This is a genomic window from Pseudomonas wayambapalatensis (assembly GCF_049942315.1).
Lineage (GTDB): Bacteria > Pseudomonadota > Gammaproteobacteria > Pseudomonadales > Pseudomonadaceae > Aquipseudomonas > Aquipseudomonas wayambapalatensis.
In genome coordinates this window covers 1-11,508 of the sequence record NZ_JBNFMU010000109.1, presented here as the reverse complement: position 1 = coordinate 11,508, position 11,508 = coordinate 1, and the positions used below count along the sequence as shown (strand labels likewise).

The window sequence follows — 11,508 nt, the reverse complement described above, 5'->3', positions numbered from 1 at the left end:
TTTTTGTTTTCTGCGCGAACACTCCCCCCCCCACCCCCCCCTCGTGGTTGGGGGTTTTTGGGGGTTTTTCCCCCCCCCCCGAGTAGGCCACCGCCGATTCAAACCCCAGCCAACGGATCCTTACCCGTCACCGTCACCGTGCGGGTCGCCGCCTCGGCGCTGGCCTTGAGTGCCTTCAACTCCGCCGCTCCCCGTTCGATATCGGCATGCAACCGGTGGTACTCCGCACGATGCTTGTGGAACCAGGCCTTGGTCGCGCAATGGCCCTTGATGCCCCGGGCCAGCGCCATGCCGCCCACCGCTACCTGGAGCAAGCCGATCAGCCCGCCGTGGCGCATCCCTTTGCTGATCATCAGGGCACCGCCCGCCAGTGAGCTGACGCGCTCCCAGCCCTGGACGTTGTGGTCATGCCTGTCTGACGCCGAATGGATATCGAGCATGGGTAGGTCTCCTTGTGGGTTGGTACATCAGCTGACCTTGGAGGCTGCCCCGGCGTTCAGTGCAATTACCCTGATCCCCGTTACTTGAACTTGGGCCCGGAGCGGGTATTCAAGCCCTTGGCCAGCCGGTCATACAGCACCACGTTGACCGTCGCGGCCAGGTTCATGCAGCCCTGGGTGGGGATGTAGATGGTTTCTTCGCACCAGGCGCGTACGCTTTCGTCGAGGCTGCCGTCCTCCGGGCCGAAGATGTAGATCGCCCGATCCGGATGGGTGTATTCGGGCAGCGGCCGTGCGCCGTCGACCAGCTCCACTGCCACTGGCGTGCAGCCCAGCGGGATGATGCGCTGCAGGTCGTCGATGCCGATCAGCGGGATGTCGTAGTGCACCCGCTTGGTGTCGGTGACGAAGTCGCGGGCGCGCTCGTAGCGTTTGCCGGTGTAGAACACCGAGTTGACGCCATAGCAGCCTGCCGCTCGCATCACCGAGCCGACGTTTTCAGCAGATTTTGGGTTGAACAGGCCGATGCAGCTGTACCGTTTGTTCGCCACGAGTCGGGGCCCTTCGCAAAAAAAGAGCGCGATTATACGGGCTCGCCGACGCCGTGGGCGGATGAATCGACGGTCAGTCCTTCTTCATCAGGGCAGCCAGGCCGGCGAAGGGGTTGTGCGTGGCGACATTGGTTTTCGGCGTGCTCAGCGAGCCCTCGCCGAAATACTGCTGGTCGGTATAGCGCGAATGCTCGTTGTCGTGGCAGTACAGGCACAGCAACTCCCAGTTGGAGCCATCCTGGGGGTTGTTGTCGTGGTTGTGGTCGCGGTGGTGCACGGTCAGTTCCGACAGGCGCTTGCCGGAGAACTCACGGGCGCAGCGCCCGCAGACGTGCGGATACATCTTCAGTGCCTTGTCGCGGTAGCCCATTTCCTTGTCGCGCTTGGCGTCGGCGAGGATGCGGTCGAGGCGGGCGGTGGCGGCGGAGTTGGAGGCCGAGCTCATGGTGTTACCTTTTTCGTTATCAGGGCAATGACGGTTATGGCGTTGAGTCTAGCGCGCCTGCGGGCCTGGCGGACAGGCAAAAAGGTGCGATTGGGCGTAGCCTGTAGGCAGGTTCCGGACGGGAGGTTACCGATGTTGCCTGTGATCCTTGCCACGCTGATGTTGCTTGCTGCCCCAGCGGCCGAAGCTGCCGGGCAGCCATCGGGGAGCATCACCCCGGTGCCCGGCGCGCCGGGTACGCCCACGCCCACGCCCTACCCGCAGATCACCCCGAGCACGCCGCCCAAGGCGGGCAGCAGTCAGCCTGGCGCGCCATTGCTGCCGCCGATGCCGCTGCCCGGGCCGCCAAAGGACCAGCCATTGCCGGGATTGTCCCAGGACCCGCCGAAAAAGAACGACTAGACCTGTTGCGAAAGGCGCTGGCCATCTTGCATGCGCAGGCGTTTCGACAACGCCACGGCCAGGGCACGGATGATCCGCGCGGCGATGCGTGGGGCGTCGTTGAGCATCTTGTCCAGCGAGTCCTTGCCCAGCGTCAGCAACTGGCAGTCACTGGCCGCCACACAACTGGCCGAGCGACGTTCGCCGTCGAGCACGGCCATTTCGCCGAAGGCTCGGCCCTTGCGCAAGATCGCGATCTCGACTTGCTGGCCGTTGCCGTCGGTCTTGCGCACCGACACCACGCCGCGGTGCAGGATGCACATGAAGGTGCCGGCGTCACCTTCGGCGAAGATGGTCTGGCCCTCGGTCATCGCCGCGATGGCGAAGTAACCGGCGACGGCCTGGAAGTCGCTGGGCTGCAGGCTGTCGAACAAGCCGCAGTCCATGAGCATGTCGCGGATTTCGGCGCTGAGGAGGCTTGGGTCGGGCATGTGTTGTTCTTCGTGTCGTCCGGTATTTGAGAGCTTCCACAGACCCTGCGGGAGAGGCCGCAGGGTGTGCGAGAACTCTATGACAACAAGAAATGCGATTTACACCACGCCCAGCTCATTGAAGACGAACGCATATTCCAGGGCCACGTCTTTCAGCCCCTGATAGCGTCCGCTCATGCCGCCGTGGCCGGCGCCCATTTCGGTCTTGAGCAGCAGCAGGTTGTCGTCGGTCTTGCGGGTGCGCAGGCGCGCCACCCACTTGGCCGCCTCCCAGTACTGCACGCGGCTGTCGTTGTAGCCAGCCACCACCAGCATGGCCGGGTAGGCCTGGGCCTTGACGTTCTCGTAGGGGGCATAGGCCTTGATGCGTGCGTACACCTCAGGCTCTTCGGGGTTGCCCCACTCGTCGTACTCGGTGACGGTCAGCGGCAGCTCGGGGTCGAGCATGGTGTTGAGCACATCGACGAAAGGCACCTCGGCGATGGCGCAGCGGAACAGCTCCGGACGCTGGTTGAGCACCGCGCCCATCAGCAGGCCGCCGGCGCTGCCGCCGCTGATGGCCAGTTGCTCGGTGCGGGTGACGCCCTGGGCGATCAGGTGTTCGGCACAGGCGATGAAGTCGTCGAAGCTGTTCTGCTTGTGCTCCTGCTTGCCAGCGCGGTACCAGGCTTCACCCAGCTCGCCGCCGCCACGCACATGGGCGATGGCAAAGGCCACGCCGCGTTCGAGCAGGCTCAGGCGGGCGTGGGAGAACCAGGGGTCGAGGCTCTCGCCATAGGCGCCGTAGCCGTAGAGGTACAGCGGCACTTCGCGGTCCAGGTCCTGGCGGCGGCGCACCAGGCTGATCGGCACCTGGGTGCCGTCCTTGGCGGTCGCCCATAGGCGTTGGCTGACATAGTCGTCGGCATCGAAGCGACCGAGTACCGGGGTCTGCTTGAGCACCTGCTGCTCACCACTGGCCAGCTCCAGCTGGCGGACCTGGGCCGGGCGGTTGAGCGCTTCGTAGCGCAGGCGGATGCGCGTGCTGGAAAACTCCAGGCTGTCCTGCACGTAGAGGCTGTAGGCGGCGTCGGGCAGTTCGACGCGATAGGCCGGCAGGCCCTGGGGGCGGACTTCGATGATCGGCAGGCCGCCTTCACGCAGGCTCAGCGACAGCGCCGAAGCGTTCAGGCTCAAGCCTTCGAGCATGATGTCGTCACGGTGCGGCACCAGTACCTGCCATTGTGCGCGGCTGGGCACCTGGTCGGCCGGGGCGTGGAACAGGGCGAAGTTGATGCCGTCCTGGTTGCTGCGGATGAACCAGCGCCACTGGCCATCGAGCTGGCCGTGGTCGGGGAAGTACTCGTGGCCCTCGACCCGCGGCGCCAGGCAGGTGAAGTCGGCCTGTGGCGTGGCGGCATCGAGTACCCAGGCTTCGCTGGTGGTCTTGCTGTTGAGCAGCAGCACCAGTTGGCGCTCGGAACTTGCGCGGTAGCAGTGCAGGAAGAAGCGCCCATCGGGCTCTTCGAACACGGTGCTGGCGTCGCTTTCGCCCAGGGTGTGGCGGCGCAGGCGCCACGGGCGGTGGGTGTCGTCCAGTTCGGCGAAGAACAGCGTGCGGCTGTCGTTGGCCCAGGTCAGGCTGCCGTCGCAGTCGTCGAAGGGCAGGGTGGTGACGCTGCCGCTTTCCAGGTCCTTGACGTACAGGGTGTAGACCTCGTCGCCGCTGGTGTCGAGGCTGTAGGCCAGCAGGCGATGGTCGGGGCTGACATTGAACGCGCCCAGGGCGAGGAAGCCGCCGTTGGCCAGGGCGTTGGGGTCGAGCAGCAGTTGCTCGGCGCTTTCGTCGACGCGGTTGCTGTCGTCGGCCGGGCGCGGGCAGCGGTAGTGGCGCGGGTATTCGTCGCCTGCCGTGGTGCGGGTGTAGTAGAGGTAGGGGCCCCAGGGGGAGGGGAGCGACAGGTCGGTTTCGAGGATGCGGCCCTTGATTTCTTCGAACAGCTGTTCGCGCAGCTCGGCCTGGTCGGCGAGGCAGGCTTGCTGGTAGGCGTTTTCCTGCTCCAGGTAGGCCAGCACTTCGGGGGTGTCGCGTTCCTGCAGCCAGGCGTAGGGATCGGCGGCTTGGGCGGGGCGGGCGATGGGGGGCTTGGGTCTGGTATGCATGGGATGTCCGTGGTTTGGTGGCGTCTGTGCCGGCCTCTTCGCGAGCATTGCCGGTCTGCGGGAGCGGGCTTGTCCGCGAAGAGGCCGCTCAGGCTTCATAGAGGGAAGAGGCGCCTGTGCCCGTAAAAGTGTTTATCATAGGCATCTCTTTGCCTGCCTTGCACGGACACCATGATCGAACAAGACTACACACTGGCCTGGGGCCTCTACGCTGTCGCCGCCCTGGGCTGCCTGCTGGTGGCCTTCAAGTTCACCGGCTGGATGTGGCGCTGGCTGCGCGAGCCGCTGCGGGTGATCGTTGCCGTGCTGCTGTTCACCCCCACCATTGTCGACCCGGTCAAGGACAGCTTTGCCCCGGCCATTGCCATCACCGCCCTGGACCTGGCGTTCAAGGTGGGCAACAACGCCTGGCGCGCAGCCTCGGACCTGGCGATGTACGGCATGATCGCCTTTGGCCTTTACCTGCTGTTCGTGCTGGTGCGCTGGCCACTGGAAAAACGTGCTGGCGAGCGCCGCGAGAAGGTCGAGGCCGCCGCCAAGCGCCAGGCGGCCGAAGACGATGCGGTGATGGCCGATGCGCCCGTCGCCGATCGTCGCGATCGCTACCGTGAAGAGCCACCTGCTGCCCCGGTGCGTCGCCCGGGCAATGGTGGCGGCCGCGTCGAGCCACGGATCTAGGACGGAGCCCTCGCCAATGTGTGAATTGCTGGGCATGAGTGCCAACGTCCCCACCGATATCGTCTTCAGCTTCACAGGCCTGATGCAGCGCGGCGGGCGTACCGGGCCGCACCGCGATGGCTGGGGCATTGCCTTCTACGAAGGGCGTGGCCTGCGCCTGTTCCAGGACCCGGCCGCGAGCAGCGAGTCGGAGGTGGCCAACCTGGTGCAGCGTTACCCGATCAAGAGCGAAGTGGTTATTGGCCATATCCGCCAGGCCAACGTCGGCAAGGTCTGCCTGTCCAACACCCACCCCTTCGTGCGTGAGCTGTGGGGACGCAACTGGTGCTTCGCGCACAACGGCCAGCTCGCCGATTTCAGTGGCGAGAAGACGTTCTACCGCCCGGTCGGCGACACTGACAGCGAAGCCGCCTTCTGCGACCTGCTCAACCGCGTGCGTGCGGCATTCCCCGAGCCCGTTGAGGTCGAGGCGCTGCTGCCGGTGCTGGTCGAGGCCTGCGCAGGCTACCGCGCGAAGGGCGTGTTCAACTGCCTGCTCAGCGACGGCGACTGGCTGTTCTGCTTCTGTTCGACCAAGCTGGTACACATTACCCGACGCGCGCCTTTTGGTGCCGCGCGGTTGAAGGATGTCGACCTGATCGTGGATTTTCAATCGGAAACCACGCCCAATGACGTGGTCACGGTGATCGCCACCGAGGCCCTGACCGAAAACGAGACCTGGCAGCGTTACGAGCCGGGTCAATGGGCCCTGTGGCGGCACGGCGAGTGCGTCGCCAAAGGCTAAGGACAGAGCATGTTCAGAAGTTACCTGCGTTTGCTGCTGTTCACCTTCGGCCTGCTGGCCGGTGTCCAGGTGCCCGGCCTGGTCAAGGACTACAGCCAGCGGGTCGAGGCGCACATGCTCGAGTCGCGCGAAGCGCTGGCGGGCTTCCAGGAAACCGCCGAGCGCTTCTTCAAGGGCGATCTGCAGGCGTTGGTGCGCCATTACCGTACCAGCGACGACCCGGTGTTCAACAGTGACGCCAACAGCATCGAAAGCCTGATGATTCGCAACCAGTTGCTGGAAAACGAATGGCAGGCGCTGCAAGGCAGTTGGGCCAGCCGCAGCTGGCATGTGCTGGTGCAGGCCGATCCGCAGCTGCGCGAAGAGACGCTCAAGGGCTATAGCTACCAGATCCTGCTGGTGCCCGAGGCGATCGGCTGGGGGATTGCCAGCGGCTTCCTGCTGGCGTTCCTGGTCGAGAGCCTGTTGCTGGGGATCGGTTGGGTGATCCTGGGCGGGCGGCGTCGGGCGGTGAAGGAAAGCTGGCGCTAGGCTGCCGGTATTTCGTTGCCGGGGCGGGCCTCATCGCGGGACGAGCCCGCTCCCACAGTGTTGGACCTTGCGGGAGCTACTGTCCTGTTCAAAATCTAAAGGCCAGCTCAATCCCTGTGGGAGCGGCGGTTCGCCGCTGCGACTTGTCCCGCGATAAGGCCGAAACTGACACATCCCTGGCTCAGACCAGCACGATCCGCTGCACCCCCACATCCTGCGCATAGCGCTCCAGCACCTGCCGGCACAACCCCACCACTTCATCGACCAGCTCCACCCCGGTCTGCCACGACACCACCAGCTCCAGGCTAGGCGGTGGCTGCAGCCCGGTCAGCAGCACCAGTTCGCCGCGTGCCAGCTCTGCGGCGACCAGCGCCGGGGGCAGGGCGCCGATGCCGAAGCCGTCGCGCAGCAACCGGGTGATGGCCGACACCGAGTTTACGCAGTTCAGCCGCGGCGTCTCGCTCCCCGCGCTCTGCAGCAGGCTGAACACCTCCTGGTGCGGCCGTGAGTTGCGCGAAAAGGTGATGATCCGCTCGCGCGCCAGTTCGGCCAGCGATGCATAGTCGCGATGGTGCGGTGAGCCGGTGGCGACGATCCAACCCATCGGGTAGCGCGCAAGGTCCAGGCTGCGGATGCTTTCCTGGCGCAGCAGGTCGGTCTGCAGGATCACGTCGAGAAAACCCTTCTGCAACTGGTCGCGCAGGTTCAGCGAGGTGTCGGCGACCAACTCGATTTCCACTTGCGGGTAGCGCTCGGTCAACTCGGCCACCAAGGCGCTCATCCAGGTGTGGATCACCGTGTCCATGACCCCCAGGCGGATCCGGCCGACCACGGCCCGTTCGCCGCCCAGCGACTGTTTCATCGCCTTGGCGGTGTCGAGCATGCGCTCGGCGTACTCCAGCACCTTGCTGCCTTCCGGTGTCAGGCTGACGCCGCGCGAGTCGCGCAGCAGCAGCTTCACGTCCAGGTCGGCCTCCAGCGCGGCGATGCGGCTGGACACCGAGGCCTGGGTGGTGAACAGCTTCTCGGCCGTAAGGCGAAAGCTCTTGAGCCGGGCGACCCAGACGAAGGTTTCGAGAAATCGCAGGTTCATCGTGTGCTCGCAGGGCAGGGCGATCAGGTTTTCTTGTTCCAGACCGACGGTTTTTCTCGTTGGACGCAGGTTGCGCGGGCTTTGAACAATAGCGTCCAGGCCGCGACCACGCAGTCGTTCCTCAAACAATACCAACAAGCCGAGGCATCCATGAACCCCACCGGCGTACAGCAGCAGGCACCCGCCCGATCTTCGGGCGGGCCCTTTGCCTGGTACCGTGACATCGACTCCCAGCAACGACGCACCTTCTGGAGCTGCAAGATCGGCTATGGCCTGGACGGCATGGACACGCAGATGCTCAGCTTCGTCATCCCCACCCTGATCATGATCTGGGGCATCAGCACTGCCGAAGCCGGCCTGATCCACACCAGCACCCTGATCGCCTCGGCCATCGGCGGCTGGGTCGCCGGTATCCTCTCCGACCGCATTGGCCGCGTACGTACCCTGCAACTGACCGTGCTGTGGTTCGCCTTCTTCACCTTCCTCTGCGGCTTCGCCCAGAGCTACGAGCAGTTACTGATCGCCCGCACCCTGATGGGCTTTGGCTTCGGTGGCGAGTGGACCGCCGGTGCAGTGCTGATCGGCGAGGTGATCCGTGCCCAGGACCGCGGCAAGGCAGTGGGCATGGTGCAATCGGGCTGGGCCATCGGCTGGGGCCTGACCGCGATCCTCTACGCCTTGTTGTTCTCCTGGCTGCCGGCCGAACAGGCCTGGCGTGCGCTGTTCCTGCTCGGGTTGTTGCCGGCGATCTTCGTGATCTTCGTGCGCCGCATGGTCAAGGACCCGGAGGTCTACCGCGAAGCCAAGAGCGCGGAAAAGCCTGAAGCGCCTCCGCACTTCTACGAAATCTTCGCCTCCGGCATGCTCTGGACCACGATCCGCGCTTCGCTGCTGACCACCGGCGCCCTGGGTGGCTACTACGCCATCACCTCGTGGCTGCCGACCTTCCTCAAGAACGAGCGTGGCCTGAGCGTGCTGGGCACTGGTGGCTACCTGGCCATGGTCATCGTCGGCTCCTACATCGGCTATGTGATCAGCGCCTACCTCAGTGACCTGCTGGGGCGTCGCAAGAATTTCATCCTGTTCGCGGTGGGTTCGTTCGTCATTGTCCTGCTCTACACGCAGGTGCCGGTCAGTGACGGCGTGATGCTGTGGCTGGGTTTCCCGCTGGGCTTCTTCGCCTCGGGCATCTTCAGCGGCATGGGGGCTTTTCTCACCGAACTGTTCCCCACGCGCATCCGTGGCTCGGGGCAGGGCTTCTGCTACAACATCGGCAAGGTGCTGGCGGCGATGTTCCCGCTGCTGATCGGCCTGCTCGGCGAGAAGATCCCGTTGGGCCTGGGTATCGGCGCATTCGCTGCGGTGTCCTATGGCATCGTGATCGTCGCCGCCCTGAGCCTGCCAGAAACCCGCGGCAAAGAACTGAAGGCGCGTTAAGGTAGACCTATGAACAGCACAACAGGAGTTCGACAGGTGAACCGCCTGCTTCTCAATTGCGACATGGGCGAGAGTTTCGGCAACTGGCGCATGGGCCTGGACGCCGAGGTCATGCCCTTCGTGGACTGCGCCAACATCGCCTGTGGCTACCATGCCGGCGACCCCGGCACCATGCGCCGCACCGTGGCCTTGGCGCTGCAGCATGGCGTGACCATCGGTGCGCACCCGGCCTACCCGGACCTGGTCGGCTTCGGCCGCCGCTCGATGGCCTGCAGCGACGACGAGATTCGCGACCTGCTGCACTACCAGATCGGCGCCCTGGACGGCATCTGCAAGGTGCTCGGTGGCCGCGTGGCCTACGTCAAGCCGCACGGCGCGCTGTACAACGACATGATGGCCGACCCGCAGAAGCTGCGCGCGGTGCTGGAGGCTGTGGCCGCTTATGACGCAGACCTGCCGCTGATGCTGATGGCCACCGCCGACGACAGCGCTGCACAGGCCCTGGGCGACGAGATCGGGGTGCCGCTGTGGTTCGAAGCGTTCGCTGACCGCGCCTACACCGCCAGCGGCCACCTGGTGTCGCGTCGCCTGCCCGGTGCCGTGCACCATGACCCGGCCCTGGTGGTCGAACAGGCCGTGCGCCTGGCCCGTGGCGAGGCATTGGTGGCCAATGATGGCAGCGCGCTGCGGCTCAATGCTGCCACCTTGTGTGTGCATGGCGACAACGAAAGCTCGGTGGCTGCGGTGCGGCAGATCCGCCAGGCCCTCGACGCGTTGCAGGCATGAGGATGTCGCGATGAAGCCACGTATCGAAGTGGTGGCGATCGACAGCCTGATGGTGCGGCTGTTCGACACCATCGATGAGGGCAACATGCCGTGGATCCTCGCCGCCAGCCAGCGCCTGCGCGCAGCGTTCGGTGAGCACCTGATCGACCTGGTGCCGTCCTACACCACGCTGATGCTGCAGTCGGACCTGGCGCCAGGTGAGGCGCGCGCGCGAATTGGCCAGGCGCTGGAAGGCTTGCAGCCGGATACAGGCCACAGTGGTCGGCGTCACGAGATTCCGGTGTGGTACCACGCCAGCGTCGGCCCGGAGCTGGCGCTGCTGGCCGCACGCAGTGGCCTGAGCGAAGACGAGGTGATCCGCCTGCACTGCGCGCGTGACTACCCGGTGTTCGCCCTGGGCTTCGCACCGGGGTTCGGTTTCATGGGGCTGGTGGACGAGCGCCTGGCCACGCCGCGCCTGAGCACACCGCGCAAGCGTGTCGCAGCCGGTAGCGTGGGCATCGCCGAGCGGCAGACGGCGGCTTACCCTGCGATGTCGCCGGGGGGCTGGAACCTGATCGGGCGCACGCCGGTGCGTCTGTTCGACCGCGAGCGTGATGGCTACAGCCTGCTGCAGCCAGGGGATCGGGTACGTTTCGTGGCGGTGTCGCACACCGAATTCATGGCATTGGGCGGCGATGACCGTCCGTTGGAGGCGCTGGCATGAGGCAGTTGAGGATCGAAGCCAGCAACGCGCTGTGCCAGCTACAGGACGCCGGGCGCCTGGGTGTGCGGCATCTGGGTGTGACCCAGGGCGGGGCGCTGGACTGGGTGGCGATGAACTGGGCCAACTGGCTGCTGGGCAATGCCTTGGACGCGCCAGTGGTGGAGGTGGCGCTGGGTGGTTTGAGCCTGCTCGCCGAGCAGGACTGTGTGCTGGCCCTGACCGGCGCCGATCTGGACGCCAGGATCGACGACCAGCCGCTGGCGCCCTGGCGCAGCTTCGCCCTGCACAAGGGCCAACGGCTGACGCTGCGGCAGCCGCGTCAGGGTGTACGTGCCTACTTGGCGGCACCGGGCGGTTTTGCCGGCGAAGCCGTGCTGGGCAGTTGTTCGACGGTGGCGCGTGAAGCGCTCGGTGGCATCGAGGGGCGCGGCGAGGCGCTGGCCAAGGGGCAGGCTCTGCGCTTTGTCGAGGGCGCCCCGGCCTTGCGTGAAGTACCCGAAGCCTTGCGTCCGCTGTATCCGGCCAAGCCGGTACTGGACCTGGTGATGGGCGCGCAGATCGGCGACTTCAGCGGCACCAGCCTGTTCGAGGCCTTCAACAGCGACTGGACGCTGGACAGCCGTGCCGACCGCATGGGCAGCCGCCTGTTGGGGCCGCAACTGGTCTACCAGGGCGCGCCGATGATTTCCGAAGGTATTCCGCTGGGCGCCGTGCAGGTGCCGCCGGATGGGCAGCCGATCGTGCTGCTCAATGATCGCCAGACCATTGGCGGCTATCCGCGGCTGGGGGCGTTGACGCCGCTGGCGCTGGCGCAGTTGGCCCAGTGCATGCCGGGGGCGGTCGTGCGGTTTCGGGCGGTGGTGCAGGAGACGGCCTGGCGGGAGCAGCAGGGGTATCTGCAGCGCTGGGCGTGAGCTTTCGGGCGCTATCGCGGGGCAAGCCCACAGATAACCCACTGTTCGCAGGGACGGTAGGGTATCTGTGGGAGAAACTGTTTTGTTCAAAATCTAAAGGCCAGCCCAATCCCTGTGGGAGCGGGCTTG

General features: G+C 65.6%; 14 protein-coding genes. 8 read left to right on the top strand and 6 right to left on the bottom strand.

What is annotated here, in order from left to right:
* Positions 1-98: 98 nt before the first annotated feature.
* The 3 genes from ACPZMI_RS05285 to ACPZMI_RS05275 all read right to left on the bottom strand — a co-directional run bounded on the left by ACPZMI_RS05285 (position 99) and on the right by ACPZMI_RS05275 (position 1,436).
* Positions 99-440 carry a YgaP family membrane protein gene (locus tag ACPZMI_RS05285; protein WP_063543658.1) on the bottom strand — a complete coding sequence of 114 codons (342 nt, stop codon included), beginning with the start codon at positions 438-440 and terminating at the stop codon, positions 99-101.
* Between the two features lie 80 nt (positions 441-520).
* Positions 521-991, bottom strand: coding sequence for an RNA methyltransferase (locus tag ACPZMI_RS05280; RefSeq protein ID WP_054895033.1), 471 nt, complete (start codon positions 989-991; stop codon positions 521-523).
* Between the two features lie 73 nt (positions 992-1,064).
* Positions 1,065-1,436, bottom strand: coding sequence for a YajD family HNH nuclease (locus ACPZMI_RS05275; RefSeq protein WP_054895032.1), 372 nt, complete (start codon positions 1,434-1,436; stop codon positions 1,065-1,067).
* A gap of 132 nt (positions 1,437-1,568) precedes the next feature.
* On the opposite strand from ACPZMI_RS05275, the gene ACPZMI_RS05270 reads away from it, so the two are divergent.
* Positions 1,569-1,838, top strand: coding sequence for a hypothetical protein (locus tag ACPZMI_RS05270; RefSeq protein WP_411384004.1), 270 nt, complete (start codon positions 1,569-1,571; stop codon positions 1,836-1,838).
* Here ACPZMI_RS05270 and ACPZMI_RS05265 read toward each other — a convergent pair.
* Complete coding sequence (locus ACPZMI_RS05265; RefSeq protein WP_426351820.1) at positions 1,835-2,308, bottom strand: cyclic nucleotide-binding domain-containing protein; 474 nt, start codon at positions 2,306-2,308, stop codon at positions 1,835-1,837. The two genes, ACPZMI_RS05270 and ACPZMI_RS05265, sit on opposite strands and share 4 nt — an antisense overlap.
* Positions 2,309-2,407: 99 nt before the next feature.
* Positions 2,408-4,450, bottom strand: a complete 2,043-nt coding sequence (locus ACPZMI_RS05260; RefSeq protein ID WP_426351819.1) for a S9 family peptidase — start codon at positions 4,448-4,450, stop codon at positions 2,408-2,410.
* Positions 4,451-4,621: 171 nt separating this feature from the next.
* Here ACPZMI_RS05260 and ACPZMI_RS05255 point away from each other — a divergent pair, with 171 nt between their 5' ends.
* Genes ACPZMI_RS05255 through ACPZMI_RS05245 form a run of 3 tightly spaced genes read left to right on the top strand, consistent with a single transcriptional unit; the run spans position 4,622 to position 6,443 of the window.
* Positions 4,622-5,128, top strand: a complete 507-nt coding sequence (locus ACPZMI_RS05255; protein WP_186709780.1) for an MFS transporter — start codon at positions 4,622-4,624, stop codon at positions 5,126-5,128.
* Positions 5,129-5,144: 16 nt separating this feature from the next.
* Positions 5,145-5,912 (top strand): class II glutamine amidotransferase, encoded by a 768-nt coding sequence (locus ACPZMI_RS05250; RefSeq protein ID WP_054895027.1) that lies wholly within the window; start codon positions 5,145-5,147, stop codon positions 5,910-5,912.
* 9 nt (positions 5,913-5,921) lie between these two features.
* Positions 5,922-6,443 (top strand): DUF2937 family protein, encoded by a 522-nt coding sequence (locus ACPZMI_RS05245; protein WP_186666910.1) that lies wholly within the window; start codon positions 5,922-5,924, stop codon positions 6,441-6,443.
* A 181-nt stretch (positions 6,444-6,624) separates the two neighbouring features.
* Here ACPZMI_RS05245 and ACPZMI_RS05240 read toward each other — a convergent pair whose 3' ends face one another.
* A complete protein-coding gene (locus ACPZMI_RS05240; RefSeq protein ID WP_426351821.1) occupies positions 6,625-7,536 on the bottom strand; it encodes a LysR family transcriptional regulator in 912 nt (303 codons plus the stop codon).
* A gap of 150 nt (positions 7,537-7,686) precedes the next feature.
* Between ACPZMI_RS05240 and ACPZMI_RS05235 the strand changes: the two genes are divergently transcribed.
* Genes ACPZMI_RS05235 through ACPZMI_RS05220 form a run of 4 tightly spaced genes read left to right on the top strand, consistent with a single transcriptional unit; the run spans position 7,687 to position 11,379 of the window.
* Positions 7,687-8,973 (top strand): MFS transporter, encoded by a 1,287-nt coding sequence (locus ACPZMI_RS05235; protein ID WP_426351818.1) that lies wholly within the window; start codon positions 7,687-7,689, stop codon positions 8,971-8,973.
* A 9-nt stretch (positions 8,974-8,982) separates the two neighbouring features.
* Positions 8,983-9,759, top strand: a complete 777-nt coding sequence (locus tag ACPZMI_RS05230; protein WP_186709781.1) for a 5-oxoprolinase subunit PxpA — start codon at positions 8,983-8,985, stop codon at positions 9,757-9,759.
* Positions 9,760-9,769: 10 nt separating this feature from the next.
* Positions 9,770-10,465 carry a 5-oxoprolinase subunit PxpB gene (gene pxpB / locus ACPZMI_RS05225; protein WP_426351817.1) on the top strand — a complete coding sequence of 232 codons (696 nt, stop codon included), beginning with the start codon at positions 9,770-9,772 and terminating at the stop codon, positions 10,463-10,465.
* Complete coding sequence (locus tag ACPZMI_RS05220) at positions 10,462-11,379, top strand: 5-oxoprolinase subunit C family protein (RefSeq protein WP_426351816.1); 918 nt, start codon at positions 10,462-10,464, stop codon at positions 11,377-11,379. The genes pxpB and ACPZMI_RS05220 overlap by 4 nt, the downstream gene beginning before the upstream one ends.
* The last annotated feature ends 129 nt before the right edge of the window (positions 11,380-11,508 follow it).

Excerpts from the sequence above, each read along its gene's own strand:
- ACPZMI_RS05285 (WP_063543658.1), bottom strand. The coding sequence starts at position 440 with ATGCTCGATATCCATTCGGCGTCAGACAGGCATGACCACAACGTCCAG.
- ACPZMI_RS05275 (WP_054895032.1), bottom strand. The coding sequence starts at position 1,436 with ATGAGCTCGGCCTCCAACTCCGCCGCCACCGCCCGCCTCGACCGCATC.
- ACPZMI_RS05270 (WP_411384004.1), top strand. The coding sequence starts at position 1,569 with ATGTTGCCTGTGATCCTTGCCACGCTGATGTTGCTTGCTGCCCCAGCG.
- ACPZMI_RS05265 (WP_426351820.1), bottom strand. The coding sequence starts at position 2,308 with ATGCCCGACCCAAGCCTCCTCAGCGCCGAAATCCGCGACATGCTCATG.
- ACPZMI_RS05260 (WP_426351819.1), bottom strand. The coding sequence starts at position 4,450 with ATGCATACCAGACCCAAGCCCCCCATCGCCCGCCCCGCCCAAGCCGCC.
- ACPZMI_RS05255 (WP_186709780.1), top strand. The coding sequence starts at position 4,622 with ATGATCGAACAAGACTACACACTGGCCTGGGGCCTCTACGCTGTCGCC.
- ACPZMI_RS05250 (WP_054895027.1), top strand. The coding sequence starts at position 5,145 with ATGTGTGAATTGCTGGGCATGAGTGCCAACGTCCCCACCGATATCGTC.
- ACPZMI_RS05245 (WP_186666910.1), top strand. The coding sequence starts at position 5,922 with ATGTTCAGAAGTTACCTGCGTTTGCTGCTGTTCACCTTCGGCCTGCTG.
- ACPZMI_RS05240 (WP_426351821.1), bottom strand. The coding sequence starts at position 7,536 with ATGAACCTGCGATTTCTCGAAACCTTCGTCTGGGTCGCCCGGCTCAAG.
- ACPZMI_RS05235 (WP_426351818.1), top strand. The coding sequence starts at position 7,687 with ATGAACCCCACCGGCGTACAGCAGCAGGCACCCGCCCGATCTTCGGGC.
- ACPZMI_RS05230 (WP_186709781.1), top strand. The coding sequence starts at position 8,983 with ATGAACAGCACAACAGGAGTTCGACAGGTGAACCGCCTGCTTCTCAAT.
- pxpB (WP_426351817.1), top strand. The coding sequence starts at position 9,770 with ATGAAGCCACGTATCGAAGTGGTGGCGATCGACAGCCTGATGGTGCGG.
- ACPZMI_RS05220 (WP_426351816.1), top strand. The coding sequence starts at position 10,462 with ATGAGGCAGTTGAGGATCGAAGCCAGCAACGCGCTGTGCCAGCTACAG.